Origin of the sequence: Bacillus sp. OK048 (assembly GCF_900103525.1) — a bacterium.
Classification (GTDB): Bacteria; Bacillota; Bacilli; order Bacillales; family Cytobacillaceae; genus Neobacillus.
Window position 1 is genome coordinate 42,631 of the sequence record NZ_FNHN01000003.1, and the last position, 23,505, is coordinate 66,135.

The 23,505-nt window shown below is 35.5% G+C and carries 23 protein-coding genes; 6 read left to right on the forward strand and 17 right to left on the reverse strand.

What is annotated here, in order from left to right; genetic code table 11:
• Window positions 1-21: 21 nt before the first annotated feature.
• Window positions 22-522: a CarD family transcriptional regulator gene (locus tag BLR86_RS06525; protein ID WP_090759545.1), complete on the reverse strand. Its 501-nt coding sequence runs from the start codon at window positions 520-522 to the stop codon at window positions 22-24.
• Window positions 523-663: 141 nt separating this feature from the next.
• Between BLR86_RS06525 and BLR86_RS06530 the strand changes: the two genes are divergently transcribed.
• Window positions 664-1,092 (forward strand): helix-turn-helix domain-containing protein, encoded by a 429-nt coding sequence (locus BLR86_RS06530; RefSeq protein ID WP_090759547.1) that lies wholly within the window; start codon window positions 664-666, stop codon window positions 1,090-1,092.
• Window positions 1,093-1,156: 64 nt separating this feature from the next.
• On the opposite strand, the gene BLR86_RS06535 is transcribed toward BLR86_RS06530, so the two are convergent.
• On the reverse strand, window positions 1,157-2,065 hold the full coding sequence (locus BLR86_RS06535; protein WP_090759549.1) for an AEC family transporter: 909 nt from the start codon (window positions 2,063-2,065) through the stop codon (window positions 1,157-1,159).
• 266 nt (window positions 2,066-2,331) lie between these two features.
• Entirely contained in the window at window positions 2,332-2,631 is a 300-nt protein-coding gene (locus BLR86_RS06540) for a BC1872 family protein (RefSeq protein WP_090759551.1), read from the reverse strand.
• Between the two features lie 272 nt (window positions 2,632-2,903).
• On the opposite strand from BLR86_RS06540, the gene BLR86_RS06545 reads away from it, so the two are divergent.
• Together BLR86_RS06545 and BLR86_RS06550 are read left to right on the forward strand one after the other, a co-directional pair.
• A complete protein-coding gene (locus BLR86_RS06545; RefSeq protein ID WP_090759553.1) occupies window positions 2,904-3,620 on the forward strand; it encodes an ABC transporter ATP-binding protein in 717 nt (238 codons plus the stop codon).
• Window positions 3,610-4,794, forward strand: coding sequence for an ABC transporter permease (locus BLR86_RS06550; protein WP_175492808.1), 1,185 nt, complete (start codon window positions 3,610-3,612; stop codon window positions 4,792-4,794). The genes BLR86_RS06545 and BLR86_RS06550 overlap by 11 nt, the downstream gene beginning before the upstream one ends.
• A gap of 199 nt (window positions 4,795-4,993) precedes the next feature.
• Here the strand turns inward: BLR86_RS06550 and pabB are convergent, their stop codons facing one another.
• From pabB to BLR86_RS06580, 6 genes are all read right to left on the reverse strand, one after another.
• Entirely contained in the window at window positions 4,994-6,736 is a 1,743-nt protein-coding gene (pabB, locus tag BLR86_RS06555) for an aminodeoxychorismate synthase component I (RefSeq protein ID WP_090760334.1), read from the reverse strand.
• Between the two features lie 575 nt (window positions 6,737-7,311).
• The gene (locus BLR86_RS06560) at window positions 7,312-7,833 is read right to left on the reverse strand and encodes a cupin domain-containing protein (protein WP_090759557.1); all 522 of its coding nucleotides are present in this window, start codon (window positions 7,831-7,833) and stop codon (window positions 7,312-7,314) included.
• Between the two features lie 94 nt (window positions 7,834-7,927).
• Entirely contained in the window at window positions 7,928-8,521 is a 594-nt protein-coding gene (locus BLR86_RS06565; protein ID WP_090759559.1) for an NADPH-dependent FMN reductase, read from the reverse strand.
• Between the two features lie 110 nt (window positions 8,522-8,631).
• A complete protein-coding gene (locus BLR86_RS06570; RefSeq protein WP_090759561.1) occupies window positions 8,632-9,672 on the reverse strand; it encodes a threonine aldolase family protein in 1,041 nt (346 codons plus the stop codon).
• Window positions 9,673-10,332: 660 nt separating this feature from the next.
• Entirely contained in the window at window positions 10,333-10,590 is a 258-nt protein-coding gene (locus BLR86_RS06575) for a hypothetical protein (protein ID WP_090759563.1), read from the reverse strand.
• 224 nt (window positions 10,591-10,814) lie between these two features.
• On the reverse strand, window positions 10,815-11,816 hold the full coding sequence (locus tag BLR86_RS06580) for an LLM class flavin-dependent oxidoreductase (protein WP_090760336.1): 1,002 nt from the start codon (window positions 11,814-11,816) through the stop codon (window positions 10,815-10,817).
• A gap of 284 nt (window positions 11,817-12,100) precedes the next feature.
• Here BLR86_RS06580 and BLR86_RS06585 point away from each other — a divergent pair, with 284 nt between their 5' ends.
• On the forward strand, window positions 12,101-12,697 hold the full coding sequence (locus BLR86_RS06585) for a cell wall hydrolase (protein ID WP_254782250.1): 597 nt from the start codon (window positions 12,101-12,103) through the stop codon (window positions 12,695-12,697).
• A 95-nt stretch (window positions 12,698-12,792) separates the two neighbouring features.
• On the opposite strand, the gene BLR86_RS06590 is transcribed toward BLR86_RS06585, so the two are convergent.
• The 5 genes from BLR86_RS06590 to BLR86_RS06605 all read right to left on the reverse strand — a co-directional run bounded on the left by BLR86_RS06590 (window position 12,793) and on the right by BLR86_RS06605 (window position 18,637).
• The gene (locus tag BLR86_RS06590) at window positions 12,793-14,904 is read right to left on the reverse strand and encodes a sensor domain-containing protein (protein WP_175492809.1); all 2,112 of its coding nucleotides are present in this window, start codon (window positions 14,902-14,904) and stop codon (window positions 12,793-12,795) included.
• Between the two features lie 198 nt (window positions 14,905-15,102).
• Window positions 15,103-16,602: a malate:quinone oxidoreductase gene (locus BLR86_RS06595; protein WP_090760338.1), complete on the reverse strand. Its 1,500-nt coding sequence runs from the start codon at window positions 16,600-16,602 to the stop codon at window positions 15,103-15,105.
• Between the two features lie 275 nt (window positions 16,603-16,877).
• Window positions 16,878-17,006 carry a hypothetical protein gene (locus BLR86_RS26760; protein WP_302847208.1) on the reverse strand — a complete coding sequence of 43 codons (129 nt, stop codon included), beginning with the start codon at window positions 17,004-17,006 and terminating at the stop codon, window positions 16,878-16,880.
• 131 nt (window positions 17,007-17,137) lie between these two features.
• Window positions 17,138-17,965, reverse strand: coding sequence for a GNAT family N-acetyltransferase (locus BLR86_RS06600; RefSeq protein WP_090759571.1), 828 nt, complete (start codon window positions 17,963-17,965; stop codon window positions 17,138-17,140).
• 18 nt (window positions 17,966-17,983) lie between these two features.
• Entirely contained in the window at window positions 17,984-18,637 is a 654-nt protein-coding gene (locus tag BLR86_RS06605) for a hypothetical protein (RefSeq protein WP_090759573.1), read from the reverse strand.
• A gap of 249 nt (window positions 18,638-18,886) precedes the next feature.
• On the opposite strand from BLR86_RS06605, the gene BLR86_RS06610 reads away from it, so the two are divergent.
• Window positions 18,887-19,273, forward strand: coding sequence for a hypothetical protein (locus tag BLR86_RS06610; RefSeq protein ID WP_090759576.1), 387 nt, complete (start codon window positions 18,887-18,889; stop codon window positions 19,271-19,273).
• Window positions 19,274-19,310: 37 nt separating this feature from the next.
• Here the strand turns inward: BLR86_RS06610 and BLR86_RS06615 are convergent, their stop codons facing one another.
• The 3 genes from BLR86_RS06615 to BLR86_RS06625 form a co-directional block, all read right to left on the reverse strand.
• Window positions 19,311-19,781 carry an SRPBCC family protein gene (locus BLR86_RS06615; protein WP_175492810.1) on the reverse strand — a complete coding sequence of 157 codons (471 nt, stop codon included), beginning with the start codon at window positions 19,779-19,781 and terminating at the stop codon, window positions 19,311-19,313.
• Between the two features lie 189 nt (window positions 19,782-19,970).
• On the reverse strand, window positions 19,971-22,046 hold the full coding sequence (locus tag BLR86_RS06620) for a transglycosylase domain-containing protein (protein ID WP_254782251.1): 2,076 nt from the start codon (window positions 22,044-22,046) through the stop codon (window positions 19,971-19,973).
• A 264-nt stretch (window positions 22,047-22,310) separates the two neighbouring features.
• Complete coding sequence (locus BLR86_RS06625) at window positions 22,311-22,514, reverse strand: Fur-regulated basic protein FbpA (RefSeq protein ID WP_090759582.1); 204 nt, start codon at window positions 22,512-22,514, stop codon at window positions 22,311-22,313.
• Between the two features lie 490 nt (window positions 22,515-23,004).
• Here BLR86_RS06625 and queF point away from each other — a divergent pair, with 490 nt between their 5' ends.
• Entirely contained in the window at window positions 23,005-23,505 is a 501-nt protein-coding gene (queF, locus tag BLR86_RS06630) for a preQ(1) synthase (protein WP_090759583.1), read from the forward strand.

Genomic DNA, 23,505 nt, shown 5'->3' on the forward strand with positions numbered 1-23,505 from the left:
TAGTAGCAGCTACCTTCTTTTTCAATGTTTAACAGATATATATCTAATTGTTTTTTCAAATATTTCCTCAAACGTAGTATCCAAAGAGATGGCTAATTCTTTGAATAATATATTTTGAACAGATAATAAAAGTCTTCGGTCCGGATCACCAAATTTCTTCCCATTCCGATCAGCTTCATATTTCTTACGCATTAATGTGTTAACGATTTTTGAAATCTCTTTTCGGTTACCCAATTTTACTATTTCAGTATATTCTCTTGTCCGGTCGTGTCCCTTTACTATCCAATGAATACCAGGTTGTTTAAAGGATTCTAGAATTTCTTCTGCCTCGCTTCGATTAATAATGCCAAGCATGACCACTTTATCATTATCAACTGGATTGTGAATCGTTAGATTGTGATCTTCAACCGGCTGAATTTCATAGTAGTTCCTAGTGTTTCCGTTATATGTTCTTTCACATATATTAACTACTCGACATATACCAAGTGATGAATAGATTATCAGGTCGCCAACATTAAACATGATCGTGTCTCCCATTCTACTAATTGTCAACTTGGTTGACTATGATAATTTTACTACAACTCTATCTTTACGTCAACTAAGTTGACAATCCTTTGTCTATTTTGTATATTTAAGTCGATTACGATTATTGGGGTGAAAGCTTTGAATCCTGGATTACAAAACTTAGATTTAATTGATTTATTAAGTGAGAGGCATCTTCTTCTTAGGAGATTATCTGAGGAATTGTGGAACGATAACAGTAATATTCAAATTGCAAATTCTGAATGGTTTATCATGGCTCGTATATATAAAAAGCAAACAACGATTTCCTATGTAACAAAGCATGTAGACATATCACGGCAAGCCGTTCATAAATTCATTAAAAGTCTTGAGTCAAAAGGATTAATTGAGATTATGAGTGTAAAGAATAACAATAAAGAAAAAGGGATTCAGTTAACGTTATTAGGTGAGCAATTTTTTGAAAAAAACGAGGCACTAAAAGCAACCATTGAAAAAAAAATCGCCGAAAAGATTGGGGAAAAACAAGTAACATTCATGAAAGAAATACTAAAATCAGACTGGGGATTATAGCCTGAATTTATAATGGCTTAGAGTTTATTTATCTCTAAGCCATCTTTTTAATAAACTAATTTTATTAAATTATGTTAGCAAAAATATACAATATTACGATACTTATTACGATTGTGATATTTGAGATCGTGGCGATTAAACGAATAGATTCGGTACTATATTTAAATTCTACTGCGAAGGTGATTGCCGATGCTGCTGCAGGTAGTAATAGTCCAATCAACACCGTATAACGAAACATTTGATCGTAGGGGAGAAAATAGAATAGGGCGATTCCAAAAAGCAAGCCACAGCTATATCTGAACGTTAAATATTTTAATACAGGTTTAATCTTTTGTTTTTCCAAATTAAAATTTAAGTAAATGCCCAATAATAATAACGATAACGGCATATTGGCTCCTGATAGTGTATTGGCAACATTAATCAAGATCTCTGGTAAATGGATTTGGCTTAAATTTAAAATACTCGCAATTAAATAGGTCATTAATGGGATAGACTTGCCAAGTTTTTTAATAATTTCAACTAGATTAAGGTTTAACCCTTCTTCCGAAAAATAACTACCCAAAATATAGGCGATTCCAAAGACGATAAAGGAAGCTCCAACATCAAACATACTAAAATATGTTAATCCATTCATTCCCCAAATTGCAAAAACGAGCGGAAAGGCAAATAATCCAACATTAAATCCGGAAGATAGCATGAGAAAGGAACCTTTCCGTTCTCTTTCCTCATTTTTAAAAAATAGCAAACCGAAAAATGTTGTAATGATTCCATAAAGGATGACGATAATTGGTAACAGCATTAATGAAGTTTCTATTTTCACCTTATCGAATGTAACCAGGACTAATGCAGGTAGGGTAATTTTAAAAATAATTTTTGCAATGACTTCTCCATCTTTTTCTTGTAAAATCTTAAACCTTTTTAATAGATACCCAAGGGTAACGATGAAGATGATATAAAGAAATTCTTGGTTCATTAATCTATGCACTCCTAAATGATATACGTTGATTTTATTTTACAAGTAGTCTATTAAGCTAGGATAGCTCTTTTTACTATTTTCCGACAGCCTTTTTTCTCTAAAATTTTTCATTATACGTGCATACCTGTTAATTTAATCACACCATCACCCATTGATGAATATAAGCAGGTAATATATATGCAAAGAACACCTCCAGCTATTTGAGAGGTGTTCTTTATTTTTATACAGTTGTCTTTCAATAAGTTTAATAAATTCCCAAGTTTCTACAGCCATTCCTCTGCTATTGAACTATTATCGGCTAGTGAGAATGCTGCATTCGTGATCGCTTGTGCTAATGTATCACTAGTTGCGCAAACATCATTAAAACAAACCTCTTTATCTCCGTTTGTTGTATAGGTATAGCCGAACTCTTTTAGCCTATCTACGATTAAAAGCGCATGTTGGATATTTTTCTCTGGCTGGAAATCATATATGAAAATACTTTTCTCAGGATCAAACCATCTATCCCAACGATTTAATTTCCATCCTAGTATTCTACGGGCGATTACTTCTATTTCGTTCATATTTAATTGACCTCTTTTTCTCCTCTAGATTTATTAATTTTACCATTTTCAACTTCTTGAAACTATATACTTCTATTTCAATATTGTAGACATTTATTGACGAAAAGATAAAAAGAGGATAAATGTAAAAAAGAACCTTTTATCACGGTTCTACCATTCCACAAAACAAACCTGCCTGAACTTAAATTCACTCAGCAAAATTCTTGTGTTTCCAAAAATACATAAAACTTTTCCAAAGATTAATCGTATGATTATGTGTAGGAGGTATGATTATGAGTTTATTACAAGTAGATATCCAATCAGCTGGCTATGAAAAAGACATAGCAATCGTTCAGGATATTAACTTCACATTAGAAAAAGGCGAGCTGGTTGGATTGATTGGTCCGAATGGTGCTGGAAAAAGTACAACCATTAAATCAATTTTAGGGTTGCTAGATAATTTAGTTGGAACCGTCAAATATGACAGCAAGGAAACCTATTCTTATATACCGGAGCGGCCAATTTTTTATGATGAGCTAACGCTATGGGAGCACCTTGATTTTGTCGCTGCAGTTGAAGGACTGTCAGACCAGGAATATAAACAAAAGGCGAATGAATTGCTTGAAATTTATTATCTTGCTGATCATTCTCATGAATTTCCAATCAAGTATTCAAAGGGAATGCAGCAAAAAGCGATGCTTATTTTGGCCATGATTACAAATCCATCTTTTTATATTATTGATGAACCATTTATTGGGTTGGACCCGAATGCGATGAAGCTTTTTCTAGCTTCTATCCAGAAAGAACGTTCTCGCGGCGCTGGTATTCTTATGTCTACCCATGTATTGGATACCGCAGAAAAAGTATGTAACCGATTCATTATTATTGACAATGGAAAGCTGAAAGCAATTGGAACCTTAGATGAAATTAGAACACAGTGTAACCTTAAAAATGGCTCACTTTATGACTGTTTCCATCAGATTTCAGAAGGAAATCAAAATGAGAAGTAGCGAACTTTTTATTAAACGGTTGCTTAAAAGCTGGCTTTATCAGTACAAAGTGTTTAAATCGATCGCCGATTGGACCGTAATGTTGTACATTATTGTCCCATCCTTAACGATATTTGCATTAATTTATCGCTCATGGTGGATCGATGTTCCAAATTGGATTGAAAATGTTCCCTTTTTTCTATTGTTCTTTCTCCTCTATCTTATTTCTTGGAATGGTAACATTCGCACATATGTTGAGGGTGCGGATAAAGTCTTTTTAATAAAGAAATTTTCTCTCTTTTGGGGGATGAAAAAATGGGGGTTTGGCTATTCATTACTCTATCAAGCCGTTATTACGATAGGAGCGATATCCGTTCTTCTCCCATTCCTTCTGAAACATTATCATTTTGAATGGAAACAAATAGCTGCACTTTTATTTTACTTCATTTCCTTAAAAACAGGATTGATGTTGGTTAAGTATCAGTTGGTGAAAATTGAAACAAGATTGAAAAAAATTGCATTAAGTATTTTCTCGTTTATCATCATGAGCTGGTTGAGCCAATTGATTTATTACTTGTGGATAAAAGGAACATGGTACCCAATCTTTATTACCGGCGCGCTTGTAATGACTGTTTCAATCTATCTAAGTTTTCGGGCAATAAAAAAATTGAGTTCATCCGACCATGAAATTGATATGGAACAAAAGCGAAAGACAGGGAATATTCAACTTATTTTTGCGATGGCACCTGAAATAGAAAAGCCTGTTGTTTCCAAAAGAACGAAGCCACTTTTCTTTCGTCGTTCTAAACGAATATTTAAGGAACGTACACAAAGCAATGGTTTTATCGAGTTGTTTACAAAAGTCTTTTTAAGAAATTACTCGTATGTTAGTGGGTATCTTATCATGATTAATGTTACCACCTTTGCCATTGTCCTGTTGCCTCCTATTTGGATAAAAGTTACTATTTTTTCCGGTTATTTATTCATGATGTATTACTGGCTATCTATCATCTGGAATAAAATCATGGGATCAAATCCACTGATGAAAAAATATCTAGAACATCCAGCTTTCTTTACTGCGAAAAGAAAGGTCATTATGGTGTTGTACATTTTTGCGATTTTGCTGTTATTGCTATATTTCTTTTTTGTTCTAACCTTTACATCTAATTTTGGAATGATTCCTGAATTTTCATAAATTTAAATGGCTCAGTTTATGTGACTGAGCCATTTCATTTGGGGTTAATACCACGTTACCTTAAGTAAAAAACTCACTTAAAAACATTCCATATATAGATTTTAATCTACTATTTTCAGTGAGATTTTCATTGCTTCATGGCCTTTTGTTGCCCCACAAACAGTGGAACAGATTAATTCGTATGTACCTGTCTTATCAATTATAGTAAATGAACCTCTCGCCATTTTCGGACACTATTGATAAAAAATATTTTAGTGGCCATTTTTAAGTCAGCGAGTGTAAGAGTTTTTTCGTAAATTTCCCCTGTTTTTATTAACCTGTCCCGATAGGTTCCCGCCAGTAATCCGCTTGATAGAGGAGGTGTCCATAATTTTCCGTTGATTTCCAAGACTACATTACCATTTGTAAACTCGGTTAACTCACCGTCCTGATTCCAAAGCAGGACATCAAAAGCTTCTGAAGGCATTTGTTTTTGAAACTTCGTGTAAACCTCGCGATTGGTTGTTTTATGATATAAAAATGGATTACTCTTATCCACTGCTTCCCCCGCAAGGACTACCTCAACTGCCGCTCCTTGTTGGGTAATCGGCTGGCCTTCAATCGTTACTTCTCCATTTCTTGCTAAAAGAAGGCGAACCTTAACCAAGCCTGAGTTATTTTCATATGAAAAATCATTCAGGTTTTTTTTTATTTTTTTTGCATCGTAATTAACACCAAAATAACCTGCTGAATTTCCCATTCGCTTCAAATGTTCTTCCAGTAAAAAATATTGTCCATTGTCTAGTAATAAACTTTCAAGCAGATCAAATTCCACCGGTGACTCTTCCAATACTTTTGCTTTTGCAAGTATTTCGTGATATTCCCCTATCGAAGTGGAATCCCAGGTAATTCCCCCACCCACTCCATAAACAGCATCTCCAGAGCGGTGATCAATTAAAACCGTCCTGATTGGTACATTAAAAAGCGCTTCTTTGTTAGGTGTTATATATCCAATTGCCCCACAATAAACTTCCCGTGGTTCATTTTCTAACTCTGCAATAATGTTCATCGTACTAATTTTTGGTGCACCGGTAATCGACCCACAGGGAAAAAGTGCTTTAAATATATCAACAAGACTTGCCGTTTCGGAAACTTGAGCAGAAATCGTAGAGGTCATTTGATGAACGGTTGGGTATTGTTCGATTTCAAAAAGCTTATCTACTGTAACGGTTCCAGATTCAGCAATCATTCCTAGGTCATTCCGAAGCAAATCAACAATCATCACATTTTCTGCGCGATCTTTTTCAGAATGATAAAGCCAATTCGCGTTCGCAGTATCTTCTTCATGCGAAGCCCCGCGTTTAACTGTTCCTTTCATCGGGCGAGTCGTGATTTTCCCATTATGGAAATGGAAAAACAACTCCGGTGATGCAGACAAAATGCTCTGCTCACCTGTATGGATATAGGCACAATAATGGGAGGATTGAGCTTTTTTCAACCTATTATAAAAAGCTAAACCATCTCCGTTAAATTTCGAATGGAGTCGGATTGTATAGTTGGTTTGATACGTGTCTCCGCTCTCAATACATTGTTTTATATAGTTAATTGCTTGATCATACGTATCCATTGTAATGGAAGGTTTCCATTCTGATGTTGTAAAATCCCCTGTACTATTTAGATATTCGTGCTTAGGCTCTGAAAAAATACCAAACCAAAGCAGCGGCATTGAGCTCCCACTCTTAACCCTAAATGCAGGATCGAAAGCAGGAGCACTCTCATAGGATAAAAATCCAGCAGCATAATACCCTATTTCAACGGCCTCCTGTACAAGTTGAAAACTAGGCAACACATCCTCAATTTTATGAGCTGTAATCACACGTAGCGGATTTTGAAAAGTAAGCGGATTTATTTTATCGTTAGAATCTGCAAATTCAAATGATAAAAGAGGTTCTTTTTGTTCCATACTATTTGCCTTCACCCTCAAGTTTCCTGATTTTTTATAGAAAAGAAACCTCTTTTAGTTTATTTATCCTTGTTTTTCTCGTCAACCTTTTCGGCAATTTCCTTCGAAAACTCTGTAGCAAAGCTTAGATCATATTTGTTGTTTTCTATTTAATCTTCTGCCTACAAACATTACACAAATGTGCCATTTTCCGTGTGAAATGTTTTTTTCTCTTGAAATTCTTTAATTTGATTTACCATTCATCCTAAATATTCAAATCAAATTACTTACTTGGCAGAAGAGAAATGACATTTATGGCAGCATGTGTATAAATTGACAATAAATTTACAATACTTAAACTTCTGCTTAATAAAACACTTTTATACTAATAATATAAATACAATATAAAGGAGTTGATTGCATGCTTGAATTTATGTTTAGAATTGTTGTCCTGATTCCAATTTGTACTTTTTTATAGATTCAATTTAGTCCCTACATTTAATAAACTTTCTTCAAAAATAATCCTATCCTTACCAATCAAAGCTATTCGAACAATGCTTTCACATCACCCACGATCAAACAAACCATTAAAAAACTTAGTTAGGCAGTTCCTTGTATGCTAATTTCATAATTATTTCCTTGTGCTGTGGATATTTTTGCAATAGTTCAGACTGTGAAAATAATTCAAAGTCTTTGAATTCGAACCCAGGGGAAACCATACAGCCTACGAGGGAAAATGTATCTTTTTCCTTTACAGAAGATCCAAAGATTACATTCTTCTTCACTAACACTTGTGGTACTTCTCCCTCGTCAAGATTCATTCCCAATTTCATTTCTTGATATTCGCCATTTTCATGAATCACGTGAACGGTCAAAGGACTCCCTCCATGAAAGTACCATAATTCATCTGATTTAAGCCGATGAAAATGGGAAACATTCTCTGACGTTAACAAAAAATAAATACTCGTATATAGCTTACGCTGACCGTCAAAACTCACTGATAACTCATTATCAGAAATCTTTTCCGTAGAAACATATGTATTTTTGTAATAGCCACCCTCCGGATGTGGTTTTAGACCCAGCTTGGTCACCCATTTATGTAGATCATTAATATACACTCACATTCATCCCTTCTTTTGGTTTCTCCTTGGAACAGAGAAAAAGCACTCATCATAAGTGCTTTTTCACTTTTATTAGTCTTTTTCCTTTATCTTATCTAACCGTTTTTAATGCTGTGGCCCATTGTACCACTTCACCTAGCATAGCATTTACATTGTCAAGATGTAAATCCGCTGGTTTAAAAACACTCATATTTTCAAAATCTGTGAATAATGAAAGTGTTGGGTGTGTGCGAACATCAGCGATTTTTAATTCCGCACAAATCCCGCGTAAATGTTCAGCAGCTCGTGCACCACCGGTTGAGCCATAGCTTACGATTCCTGCTGCTTTGTTATACCAATTTTCACGAGCAAAGTCTAAGGCATTTTTTAAAGCTCCTGTAATGCTGTGATTGTATTCTTGAACAATAAATACAAATCCATCAAGATTTGCTAGTTTTTCGTTCCAAGGTCCACCTTCTGAACCGTCAGTAGTCCCTAAAAATGGTAAATTGAAATCGGCGATATCCACGATTTCATAATTAGCATCACCGCGTTTGTCAGCAATCCCTTTAACCCATTCTCCTACTTGTGGACTATTGCGTCCTTGACGTGTGCTTCCTAAGATAATTCCAATGTTTAACTTTTCTGTTGTCATGACTTTTTCCTCCTTCGTTTGTTTCCCAAATAGTTTGTCTAGAAAACCCATATTTACACCTCCGATATATTTATTATGATGATTTTGTTAAAAATAAATTCTAAGCAGAATAAAAAAACTCCGACACCCACTTAATTAGCGAGTATTGGAGCTTTTATTGGTCAAACAGTACTGCATTTTAGTGCCTTTTTTAGTTCCTCAATGAATCCAACTACTTCTTCTTGATTCGTTGCCCAAGAAGTCACAAGGCGAATGGCAGAAGTATCTGAATCAACTTTTTCCCAAGTATGAAAGGAGTACTTTTTTTCAAGTTCAGCGATTACCGGATTTGGTAAAATTGGGAATATTTGATTAGATGGAGAATGGGTTAAAAAAGAAAAATTTAAAATGTTAATTTCCTTTCTTAGAATCTCAGCCATCTTATTCGCATGATCAGCCAATTCAAAAAACAAATTATCTCTGAAAAGTTCAAAAAACTGTATTCCTAACAATCGTCCTTTTGCAAGAAGCGCACCTTTTTGTTTTAAATGATAACGAAAATCTTCTTTTAAAGAATCTGTGGATATCACCAATGCTTCGCCTATCAGTGCTCCATTCTTGGTCCCACCAATATAAAAAGCGTCAACTAGTTTGGGAAGATCACTTAACTGAAGATCATTTCCTTCCGAACGCAATGCAGAACCAAGTCTGGCACCATCCATATACAAAATTAGCTGGTTACGTTGGCAGAAATCATGCAGAGCCTGAAGTTCTTGCTTTGTATAAATGGACCCTATTTCAGTAGAGTTTGATATGTATACGAGTTTCGGCTTCACCATATGCTCATCGGGATGGCCATCAAGGACAGCCTGTACATCTGTCGGAGTAACTTTTCCATCTATTCCTTCTACCGATAAGATTTTATGTCCGGTTGCTTCGATTGCGCCCGTTTCATGCCCAAGAATATGTCCGGAACTAACTGCGATGGCCGCTTCATGCGGTCGTAAGAAAGCTGAAATCGCTATTAGGTTGGTTTGTGTCCCACCTGATAAGAAGTGAATATCAACGTTATTGTCTCCGATTTTTTCTTTGATCAGATCTATTGCTTTTCGGCTATAGTTATCCTCCCCGTAACCTTCATCCTGGACGAGATTGGTATTAAGTAATGCATTCAATATTCTAGGATGTGCACCTTCACTATAATCATTTTTAAAGCTGTACATGTGATAACCTCCGTCTTTTTTTCCTAATTCACTTTACCTATCATACCAAGAAAATTTATTTCTCTCCAATTTCCCTTAACTAAAACAAAAAACACCGTACAACGGCGTTTTGAAGGTTATAACTATTATTCAAGGTTTCCACTTATGCAATAAAACCTTTACCAACGGAATTTATGTGAGCTCTTTGTCTTAATAATCTTAATTTCTGTTTTTTTGTTAATCTTCTCCAGAACTTTACTTTGAAATACAATATAAAGCCCTCCTTTAAGTAGCTCCAGCTTTAGCACAGCCATAGATATCATTAAACATTTTTTACTCTTTTATTTCTATTAATTTCTACATGTTTTCCCGTTTAAATAAGATTTTCCCTGTTATCATTTACAGTCTATCAAACATATTAATTAAAGAAAAATCAAAACGTCCGACTTATTTAGGCTTAGTTTAACAAAATTCACTGAACATTCAATTAAAATTGTAAAGTAAAAAGAGGATTAAACATAAACTTCGCGTTTAATGTCGAATTATTTTTCAAAGAATTTGAAAGTATATGTCAAAATTGTGAACGCTTAATAGTGCCTAATGGTGCCTGTCACCACTCGTGGACACTGTCCACCCCAGGTGGACAGTTTGGAAAAATATACAAATTTAACAACCAGAGTTCTATAGGGACTCTGGTTGTTTTTCTTCTTTTTTGGTGTTGGTGGTTTGCTGCTGATTGGTTTGGAATATATTTTTAGATACTGCGTTAAGTTTGTTTAAAAAACGATTGAATCCAAATCCAACAAAAAATGCAAAGCTTATTTGGGCATATGGGGTGTTATCAAAGTCTACGAACTCGATGAGCAAGATACCACTTTGAATTAACGTGACAGCCACAACGGCAGTTCCTGTAGCGAAAATAGGATAGAAGATGTACATAATCAACTCCCGATATTCGTTCAATTCATCTTTCATATAGTGGGAACAAAACATATAAAGATGTCGCAGTGAACCACCTATGGAACCAGCAAAGAAATAGTATATGAGCCAGGGAAGGATAGAGTGACAGATGAACCCTTTTGAGGAAACATTTCATTATTATATTGTCATGAGACAAAACTAGCCATCCTAACCGGATGGCTTTCCCTTTTTAAGAAGGATAATTACTTCCCATCTATGACTTCTTTAAATAACTCATATGAACGCTTTTGTTTCCGAGCGTCATAAATATATGACACTGCCATGATTTCATCTACTGCATAATGTTCTTGGAAATTAGTCAACTGCTGACGAATGGATTCTTTACTACCCAAAAGAGTAACACTAGACATTGATTTAGACATTTCTTCCTCCATCGGGTTCCATACCCCATCCATGCTTTCAACCGGTGGCTGTAACGGATTCCGTGTACCACGGACGACATTTAAGAAAAACTGCTGCATCGTTGTTTGTTGAAATTTGGCCTCTTCATCGGTTTCTGCTGCAATTACATTTAAACATACCATCATATACGGCTTGTCTAAGTACTCAGAAGGCTGGAATCTTTCCCGATAAATTGATATCGCTTGTCCCATAAATTTTGGTGCAAAATGTGATGCAAATACGTATGGAAGTCCTAAGCTAGCAGCTAAATAGGCCGAATCAGTAGAGGATCCAAGAATATATAGCGGAACATTCGTTGCCACACCTGGATACGCTCTTACATAGTCTTGATGCTCCTCTGGTCCAAAATATGTGAGTAATGCCTTTACGTCATCCGGAAAAGTATAAACAGAATCATTTTTTGAACGTCTCAAAGCACTTGCTGTCATCATATCGGTTCCTGGTGCACGGCCGAGACCAAGTTCTACACGATTGGGATAAATTGTCGCCATTGTTCCGAATTGTTCCGCTACGACCAATGGAGAATGGTTTGGCAACATAATTCCGCCAGAACCAACCCTAATTGTCTTGGTATGCTCCAAGGTGTGCTTGATTAGTATCGCCGTTGCAGAACTAACAAGCGTTGGCGTATTGTGGTGTTCGGCAATCCAGTAACGCTGATAGCCCATTTCTTCCGTTGATTGAGCAAGATCTACCATTGCTTCAATTGCTTGTTGTGAATTCTGTCCTTGACGAATTGGAGCTAGATTTAAAACTGATACAGGTATGTTAAATGGTGGCATAAATTTATTAGTCCTTTCTGCATTAGGATACATTCCTATAGTAACAGTCGGGATAAAAGAAACAAACTTAAATGCTTTTCTTACCATAATTTTTCCAAGCACCATTTTCATGTACATTCACTTATCATTCTACTAACTTGGAATTACCTTCCAAATCAATAGAGACTTCTAATTGTCTTAACTATGTAACTTAACTGTAATACTAATCTATTTTTTCTATTCATAGTAATAGTTTTAAATACCAAAACCCAACTCGGAGGACTAGAATTATGAAAAAACTAATAATGCTATTAACTTTGGCCGCTTCACTTTTATTTACTTCCCCTGCTTTTGCTTATACCGTTAAACAAGGCGACACCATGTCAAAAATCGCAAGAGACCATAATTTATCACTACAAGAGTTAACGGATGCCAATCCACAAGTGTCGAATCTTAATCTCATATACATAGGACAAAACATTAATACAACTAAATCTATTAGGGCCAATGAACCAAAATTAGCAGAACCTATGAGTATAAGCCTATCAGATTCAGAAATAGATTTACTAGCGAGATTAGTAAGAGCAGAGGCTCAAACAGAGCCATTAGTGGGAAAAATTGCGGTCGCTTGTGTAGTGCTTAATAGAGTCGAAAGTCCCCAATTTCCCGATACTATTAACGAAGTCATCTATGCTCCCGGTCAATTTCAGCCAATAAAAAATGGTGAAATTAATAAACCAGCAGATGAGGAATCCATTCTAGCAGTGACAGCAGCTTTAACTGATCAACGGCAATTGGCACCAGGTGCTTTATTTTTCTACAATCCAACCATTGCAACCAGCCGTTGGCTTGATACAAGAGTCACTACTCTGGTTATTGGGCAACATGTATTTAAAAAATAGAATGGTTTACATTTTCTGTCTGCTGGCATCTAACGTTCCGCAAAATAACAAAAAACCTCCACTCAAAGTATCGAAGGTTTTTTGCCTTTATTCACTCATAAGAACTTTTGCTCAAATTCCTGACTGTCACATGGCTTTCCGAATAAGAATCCCTGAATATAATGGCAATTCTGTTCTAATAAAAACGCAAATTCTTCTTTTGTTTCGACACCTTCGGCAATGACGTTCATTTTTAGATGATGGGCCATTTTTATCATAGCGATTGTAATAGCAGCGTTTTCTGACTCATTTGAGATATTATGAATAAAAGAACGATCAATTTTAATACCATCTAATTTAAACATTTTTAAATAGTTAAACGAGGAATATCCGGTTCCAAAGTCATCGATAAAAAATTTGATTCCCAAGTCCATTAGTTCATTTATGGTTTGAATGATATATTCTTCATGCTTCATAAGCGAGTTTTCAGTAATCTCAAATTTTATCCATTTTCCATCGAGATGGTATTCTTCTAATAACTGACGGACTTCATTTGGAAAATCCTTTTGTAAAAACCGTTGCGAGCTTATATTAACACTGATCGGAATTAATGGAATACCTGCCTCTCTCCAAGTTACTAGCTGTTCACAAACTCTTTTTTTCATCCATTTTCCTATAGAAATAATAAGACCAGATTCTTCAGCTAATGGAATAAATTCTCCTGGCGAAACAAGTCCTAAATCAGGGTGCATCCATCTAATTAAGGCTTCAGCACCTATTATTTTTCCAGTAATCGCATCAAATTGCGGTTGAAAATGAACAATAAACTCATTGTTTATGATAGCTTTTCTTAAATTTCTTTCTAAAAGAAACGATTGATAGTTTCTTTCATCCATAGAAGTAGAATACATTTGATATGTATTACGTCCTTGATCCTTTGCTCGATATAAGGCGATATCCGCTTTCTTCATTAAATCTACAACATTTTCCCCAGCGGTTGGATACATACTAATTCCAATACTGGCAGATACAAAAAGTTCAAATTCCTCAATATAAATAGGTTTTGTTAGATTTTGCAAAATGATTGAAGCAATACGCGATGCTTCCTCATGATGGTTGATGTCAGGACATAGAAGCATAAATTCATCTCCGCCCATCCGAGCAACGAAATGTCTATCTTTATCAATACTCTCTACCAGTCGTGCTGAGATGAGTTTAAGAAGTTGATCTCCAATAAAATGTCCTAGTGTATCATTAATATATTTAAAGCGGTCCAAATCAATAAACAAAACGGCTAGCTCCTGTTTATTTTCATCTGCAAACATTAACGATTCACTAAGTTTTTGTTCAATCCATCTTCTGTTTGGAAGCCCTGTTAATTCGTCATGATGGGCCAAATAGGCATTCGTATCTCGAATCTTCTTTTGTTCGGTGATATCTTTCGCAATCGAGTATACACCTTTAATATGTTTATCAACAAATATAGGTAGAAAGTTAATATTAAAAAATAATCTTTGTCCATTCTTATTTATCATTTCGATTTCAAAATTTTGGGGAGTTCCTTTAACCGCCATTTCAAAGCAGTGATTCCTTTTAGCTAGATATTCTTTAACAATCATTGCTTCATTTTGGGTCTCATTTATGTCTCCAAATAATTCTATTGCTCTAGGGTTCATATTGATGATTTTTCCAGACCTATCATATGTAAAAACGGAATCTTGACTGTGCTCAAAAAGAGGTTGATAATGTTGCTGATTTTCTTGAAGCTCTCTTTGAAGATTTTTCACGGTATGGATAAAATCAGTTTTCATCGCCTCTTGCAATTCCATCTCCATGGTAACTCTCTTCGTAATATCCGTCCGAATGCTAACATACTGGTACGGTTCACCTTCGTCGTTTATGAATGGAACGATCGTCGTATCTACCCAGTAAAAACTACCATCCTTGGCTTTATTTCGAATTTCACCCTTCCATATTTTCCCGCTACTTATGGTTTTCCGCATTTCACTAAAGAATTCTTTGGCATGGTAACCAGATTTTAAAATCCGATGATTTTGTCCAATCAACTCATCCTCATTGTACATAGACAATTCACAAAATTTATCATTTACAAATGTAATCGTGCCTAGGTGGTCCGTAATAGCTACAATGGTTGAAGCATTTAATGCCAAATTAATATCAGCTAATTCTTTTGTTAAAATTTTTATTTTATCTGTTTTATTTTCCATCTTCATTCCTTCTTATTACATTCATTTATATAATGATTTTAAAAAAATCATATGAATACTTTATTTTCTATTAAGTTTCATATTTTGTATAGTACTAATCTATAGGAATGTTATCCTTGTTACGGTATTATCTCTAAATTTAACTAAAAAAAACCTTCAATCCAAAGTATGGATTAAAGATTTTTAGTTAAATTCATATTAATTAAAAACCAGCTCTTTTTCGACTAAACCAAGCGTTTGAGTTGTTAAAGCATGCATTTCATGTAAAAGCTCTGGGTTTTCCATTAATGACACACCATAAGAAGTAATCATTTCTTTTATTTTTGGTTCCCACGCTTTCAAATGTTGCGGGAAGCATTTTTTAATTACTTCAAGCATAACATGGACAGCCGTAGAAGCACCCGGCGAAGCTCCAAGTAGCGCTGCAATCGATCCATCGGCGGCAGTAATCACTTCCGTACCAAATTGTAGCGTTCCTTTTCCAGCTTCCGTATCTTTGATTACTTGTACACGTTGTCCTGCTACTACTAAATCCCAATCCTCGGTTTTAGCATCCGGGATAAACTCACGTAACTCTTCCATTCGCTGCTCTTTTGATAATGATACTTGCTGAATTAGGTATTTTGTCAATGGTAACTCTTTTGCACCTGCCGCTAACATCGTTAAGACATTATTCGGTTTTACAGAAGTGACCAAGTCAAACATGGAACCTGTTTTTAAAAATTTGGGTGAGAAGCCAGCAAATGGCCCAAATAATAATGATTTTTTATTGTCGATATACCTTGTGTCTAGATGTGGAACAGACATTGGCGGAGCCCCTACCTTAGCTTTTCCGTATACCTTTGCATGATGTAACTCCACTACATCCGGATTATTGCACACCATAAAAATACCACTTACTGGGAACCCCCCAATATGTTTTCCTTCAGGTATACCTGATTTTTGCAATAAATGGAGACTTCCACCCCCGCCACCGATAAAGACGAATTTTGCCGTGTGGCGCTTAACGGTTCCGCTAAATTGATTCTGCACTTTTAATTCCCACAGGCCGTCATTTGTCCGTTTAATATCATTTACACTATGATTATAGTTAATTTTTACATCTTTATTCTCTAAGTATTCAAACAGCATGCGGGTTAATGCACCAAAGTTGACATCCGTTCCAAAGTCGCTTTTGGTTGCCGCAATAGGTTCATTCCACGAACGGTCTTGCATAATAAGCGGAATCCATTCCATCAGTGTTTTCGGATCATCCGAAAATTCCATCCCTTTGAAAAGAGGATTGTTTGATAGCGCTTCAAAACGTTTTTGTAAAAAAGCTACATTTTCCTCACCAAAAACTAGACTCATATGTGGCAATTGTCTAATAAAGTCCTGTGGATTATGAATCCGCTTGCTTTTTACAAGATAAGACCAAAATTGCATTGAAAGCTGAAACTGTTCATTAATTTTTATAGCTTTACTAATATCGATTGACCCATCTGGTTTCTCGACCGTATAGTTAAGCTCACACAGTGCGGCATGCCCTGTTCCCGCATTATTCCACTCGTTAGAGCTTTCTTCACCGGCGTTGGAGAGCTTCTCAAAAACTGTAATTTTCCATTCCGGATTTAATTCTTTCAAGATTGTCCCTAAAGTGGCACTCATGATTCCAGCCCCAATTAAAATAACATCTGTATTAGTTTCCATGTTGCTCATTTTTATCAACCTTTTCCCCTGAAATTTAGCAAAAAAGGTGAAGATTTCACAAAGTCACACCTTTTCTGTCACAGTTATAACCAAATCGTAGTATATTTACCCTATGTGTGGATTAAAAATCTTATTATCTGATAATTATAAGTTATTTAAAATCTGATAACAAGTATGAAGTACCTCCACAGATAAACAAAGAGAAGCCATCTTGGTAGACAGCTCCTTCTTATTCAATCTAAAGCAAAGTTTATAGTCTATTCTTTCTTAATATAATAGCTGTTTTAAAACCAAATTCTCTTATTGTAGTCATATTCATAGAGATCTAAATCATCATGATCATTATTTGGGGCACACTCTTCACAAGGTTCTTCTGACTGGTTATGTTCACATTGTTTAATTAAAAGTTCCATGTTTGTTTCCCCTCTCCTAGTTCTTACTATTATTATAATGTAAACGATTACAAATGTCTTTAAAATTTTATTGGAAAATATTATTTACTGAAAGAAAGATAAAAAAATAAGGGGTTCCCACTCCCCTCTCATCAACATGACACTTTATAGTAATCCTGGGAATGATAGCTTCTAAAACCACATGACTCATAGAGTCTCAAGGCATGCGCATTTTTAGCCTCGACCTCTAGAAAAATAGATAATCCTTTTTCATTCTCCATTTTTACCACTTTTGATAATGCTTTTCTTCCTATCCCTTTTCCTTGAGATTCTGGAAAAACGCAGAAACCATATATCCACGAGTCACCATTCATTTCCGACAGCCGCATTTTCCCAGCAATCTTCCCGTCTACCTCAATTATCAGTCTTCGATCCGTATTAAAATCTTGGGTTTCTTGCTTATACTGTCGTGCTTCCTTTTCATCTAATCTAAAGCACTGAACATCCAATTGAATTTCTGCTTCCCAATCTCTTTCAGAAATAGATGGTCTTATCGTTATCGTAGAATCGTCTAACAACTCCATTTCCTTCCATTTCATTTGATACTCTACCATCGCTAAGCTACAAGGAATATTCTTTAAAAACTCCTTGGCTGATTGGGATTCTGTAGGTGCATTTAATAAAATGGTTCTAGCACCTCGTTGCTTCGCCTCTTCTAGTGCTAACTCTAGCAGATTAGTAAATATCCCCCTTCTACGGTATTCCGGGTGAACCATACCGCAAATCTCTACTTTATTTCCAAAATAATAGTTTCCAAGAAAACCAACCAGCTTGCCTTCCTCATAATAAAAAAAATCTTCTTTGCGATTTTCAGACCTGCTCTCCAGCATATCAAAATTAAGTTTTAATTGAAGACCTCCCTCGTTCTCACAAATTTCCTGAAGCGCTTTTATATCATTTAATTCCTTATTTGTTAACATTTGAGACACTCCTATTAGTTATTTTCCGCGCACTGCTTTAATGATTTCGAGGTACTGCACATCTCCTAACCCATATTCTGTAAAATGGTTGATTAATGCAGTCACAAGCTCTTCTTCCGGGATATTTTGGTGCTCTTGAATATAGTTGATAAGCTCACTATCTTCCTTTAGATAATGAAGATATCGTTCTATCCCTTTCTTTAAAGGATATGGATCAAAAGAATGAGGGATATTTTTATGAATGATAACCTGTTTGTATAGTTCTTCAAATCCTGCTGGTTTAAGTATGTCCCATCCTATAAGTTCAAACTCATCACCGACGGTAAACAGAATAACGGGATTGATGTGACCTATTTTATCAAGCCAAGCAAGGATGGTGAGCACATTGATCTGACAGAACATATCCGCGTCAAACCATAACACTATATCAGAAAAATCCCCATTGATGAGCGGCTCTAATGGTTTTAGAGTGTTTACAGTATATTGTTCCGGGGTAACATGATGAACCTTCGCCCGATTTTCGACGAACTCTTGTGAAAATAGGTCACCCGAAATGTTTCCAAAACACATTGCTTCGTTAAAAGGAATTGTTATCTCGCGCTCGAGATAATGTGTCTTTTTATAATAATCATACATGGCTTGTCCATTTAAAATATGTAAGGTTTCAATCACATGTAACACTCCTGTCTTATTTATCTGCTTTCATTAAGGCTGTTTTCTTAAACTTCGTTGCGTTTGTAACAAAACAATAAAGGAATATACCTATTGAAATCTTACCACCTTTTTTCATCAATTTCCTATGTTATTCGCTTTATAAACAGACTTTTCCTTTTTGTTTTATTAAGAATAGACAAATGATATTCATTATTGATACTATGACTAATAAACAAGGAATATATAGACGTAAAGGAGCTATGACAGATGTTCTTAGCAAAGCTTCAAAAAGAAGAGAAACGGGCATTTCTAGAGTTAGCATTTTTGATTGCAAAAGTTGATGGTAATATTTCAGTATATGAAAATCCAGTGATTGCGAAATATCAAAAGGAAATGGATCTTGAGGATTATTCAATTAAGGGTATAGGAATTGACGAAATTCTGAAGGTATTCAAAAATGATTCCTCAAAAAATATTGTCTTAATAGAAATTCTTCGTCTAGTATACTCTGACGGAATTGTTCATGATAAAGAAAAAGAGTCTATTCGCTTCATAAAGGACCAATTTGGTTTCGACTCCAATAAGTACGATACTTTTAAGGATTGGATTTTAGGAATAAAGGAATTAGCCAATTATCCCGAGCAGAATGAGTAAAAGCAGCGTTCAAAAACGCTGCTTTTACTCATTCATTTTAAACTTTTCTCCCTTTTCGAATAAGATAAAGAGTCCGTTTAATTTCTAGCTCTAAATTTAGAAAAAATTTTTCGATTCCCTTGTTTGCTCCTCCGTTTACGAGTCGCTTTGCAGCCCCCGTCAGTGCACCAGTCACCTCTGCATCAGCAATTATTTGGAGCTTAGTACCCCCTTGATGATCATTCAATAAAATATCCGCTCTTCCAGTGAACTCACCTAGATTTCCTTTTCCTTTCAAGAGCAGCTGATAAAAGGAAGGCACCTTTTCTTTTTCAACTGTTACCTCAAGGGCAAAAACATCTTTAATTGGGCCCAATTGTACATTAATCTGTGCTTCAAATAAACCCTTTGAGCTTTGGATAAGGGTCTTGCAGTTTGGGATGGCGTTCCCAAGAACCTTTTCATCCTTAATGTATTTCCAGACAATTTTCCTTGGTAAACCAATTACGTGTTGATATTCAATTTTCAAACTATCCCCTCCATTTTTGAAGGTCCTCTTGATAAACTATTTGTAAGTATGAAAAATCATTCCTAAGATTTACCTTTTGCCAAATCTTCCCCTCATTACTTTGAACCCTGTGTACTCCTAAAAATAAGGTTGGTTTTCATTTTATTAGTTAAAAAGCGCTAGTATCTATTGGCAGATACTAGCGCTTTGTTAATCATCATCATTATCATCTTTGTCTTTGTCTTTGTCCTTTTTGCCTTTATTTTTTTCTTTTTTCCCCTCGCCTTTATTTTTTTCTTTTTTCTCCTTTCCTTTATTTTTTTCTTTTTTCTCCTTTCCTTTATTTTTTTCTTTTTTCTCCTTTCCTTTATTTTTGTTCTCCTTTTCTATTTCCTGCCTTGCTTTTTCCTCTTTTTCTTTGATTTTCTTAAGTTCGCTGTTATATTTTTTCTCAACGCTCGACAAAGCAAATTTTTCATCGGTTAGCTCGGATTTCGACTTAGTTAATATTTCTTTAAAAATGACTGGAGCGGTTCCACCGCTTGATGTTGATAAATAATGGTTTTCATCTGTTTGATCATAGCCTAGCCAAACAGCACCGACAATGTTCGGGGTATAGCCGACAAACCAATGATCCTTTGTTCCGGCTTCATTCGCAAATGGCAGCTGGGTGGATCCAGTTTTACCAGCGACATCAAAGCCATCTAAGTATGCTTTCTTTCCCGTTCCTTCATCAATTACACCTTTTAGCATGAAGGTAATTTTCTGTGCAACTTCTGGATCTGTCACTTTAGTCGCTTTACCCTGCCATCCAGCTAAAGCCTTACCCTCTACATCTTCTATTTTCTGGATTGCGTGTGCATCTGCCATTTCTCCATTATTCGCGAATGTTGTGTAGGCTTGTGCCATTAATAATGGGGATGTTCCCTCATACATGCCGCCAAGAGCAATTCCAAGTGAATGGTCTTCTTCCTGTATTGGGATCCCAAAACGTTCTACTGATTTCGTTCCTTTTTCCAAACCCATTTGATTCAATAACCAAACCGGCGGAACATTATACGAATTAATTACAGCAGAATACATCGTCACTTGTCCTCGGTATTGCTTATCATAGTTCTTTGGCTGATAGCCTCCTATATCAAGAGGTTTATCCTCTAACATATCAAATACTTCATAGCCTTGTTCCAATGCAGGCGTATAAACGGCCAAAGGCTTCATCGTTGAACCTGGCTGTCTGATTAATTGGGTTGCGCGGTTAAAGCCTAAAAAAGTATGTTCCCCTCTACCGCCAACAAGTGCTTGAATCCCGCCATTTTCAGGATTAATAAAAATAGCTCCACTTTGTAGCAGCTGGTCTGGTTGACTCGCTGGGAAAAGATTATCATTTTGATATACTTCTTCGGTCGCATTTTGGATTGCAGGATTTAGTTCCGTAAAAATATGAAGTCCACCAGATAGAATTTCATTCTTTGTAAGGTTATATTCCTTCATCGCTTCTTCAATAATGTGATCTACATAATATGGATATTTACCATTATAATCTTTATCCATCTTTTCTTCTTGCAATACAATTTGCTGTTGTTTCGCTTTTTCCACATCATTTTGACTAATATATCCTTCCTGTTCCATCAAGAATAGAACAAGATTTCGCCGTTTGACTGCCTTTTCCATATTCTTAAATGGAGAGAGGTTCGAAGGAGCTTTAATTAACCCTGCAAGTGTAGCAGACTCACTTAAGGTTAATTCGCTTGCTTCTTTACCAAAGTAAGTTTTAGCTGCAGTTTGAATCCCCCATGCTCCCTCACCAAAATAAATCTGATTTAAATACTTCTCCATTATCTCGTCTTTAGAATAGGTACGTTCAATTTTTTTTGTAATAATTAGCTCTTTAAGTTTACGTGTATACGTCCGTTCATGTGTCAAAAAGGCATTCTTTGCCAACTGCTGTGTAACCGTACTACCACCTGCTACGATATCACCCGAGATCATATTTTTGAAAAAGGCCTTCATAATCGCAAAATAATTGATGCCATTATGTTTATAAAAACGTTGGTCTTCCGTTGCGACTACAGCATGTATAACTTCCTTAGGAATCTGTTTTATCCCAACTCCTTCAATCTTAGAATTGGAAATCTTACTAGCAATCTCTCCATTTTGATCATAAATAATCGTCGGCTGTGGTGCCGGCTTTTTCAATATACTGACATCGGTTGTCCAAATTAAGATATTTACAATGAGGAAACTAGCTATTGCAGCAACGATTCCTGCCATTATCAATTTCTTCACTAAACCCTTAGAAAAAAACTGTGTCCAATCCCATTTAGACGCTTTTCTTTGCTGTCGTCTTTCTATTCGTCCCACGTCTATACCCTACCTTCTAAAATATACATTTACATATTGCTTAATTTTAAAACGAATATCAATTAAGTCAATAAGAAATAAGTCTTACTTTTAGAAGGTAAAGAAGTGCAAAACAATTAACGCAAAAAGCCAGCGTCACACACCGGCTTTTTTCTATTTGCTATTAAGTACCTGGATATGAAAGATTCATTATGGTATATGTTGATTATTATGATCCTGCTCTTTTGTTGAAGCTAAATGATTTGCCTCGATAAAATTGTACTCTTCCTCTAAATCACTCAACGTCCATTCATACAGATGTCGATCATCTTTTTTAAACACACCGATTTTAATAAGTTTATCTATAAGAATTTGCCTTCTTTGTTGGACTGCATTACGAAGAATATTTTCCATACATGGGCACCTCCAATTAATTTTGCTTCTAACTCCACATCTGATTTTAAACCACTTCTTCTTCTGTGTTTGTCGAATGTTAGCAAAATTACCTACTCTTAATCCAAATTTCACCTATACTTAATAAAAGAAAAATAAATGTATTACTTTTAATGGACACTACAGAGATGTGAACAAATCTAATATTTGATATGATGAAAGAAAAGCTTATTTTAGATAATGAACAATCGTATCTAAACTGACAATGTTTTTTCATTGACGTTTTAAAAAGTATTCGATAATATATGGAGAAGATATTACACCCGTACTCATCGGGAGAGGTTCATAGCTGACACCCTCTATAAAAAACTATGGATTCATGACACTATGCCATGTCCATATCGGACATGGCTTTTTGTTTGAGAATCCTACTACTAGTTTTTAACGTAGCATGGCTGTTCAATGCTCTCCCCAAAAAGAGTTGGGAACCATTTTACTGGAGGTTTATAACATGTCAGGACGCAGCCACGAAGAAGGCTTAAAAGATTTAACACTATTAGGAAATCAAAATACAAAATACTCATTTGAATATGCACCGGAGGTTTTGGAGGCAGTCGATAATCTTCACCCAGACCGAGATTATTTTGTAAAATTTAATTGTCCGGAGTTTACTAGTTTATGTCCACTTACCCATCAGCCCGATTTTGCAACGATGTATATTTCGTACATCCCTAATAAAAAGATTGTTGAAAGTAAATCTCTCAAGCTTTATTTATTCAGTTTCAGAAATCATGGTGATTTCCACGAGGATTGTGTCAACATTATCATGAATGATTTAATTAAATTGCTTGACCCTCGCTATATTGAGGTTTGGGGAAAATTCACTCCACGCGGCGGGATTTCAATTGATCCATGGTGTAACTATGGCAAGCCAGGTACTAAATATGAAGAAATGGCTCATTTCCGTTTGATGAATCATGACCTTTATCCTGAAAAAGTAGATAATCGCTAA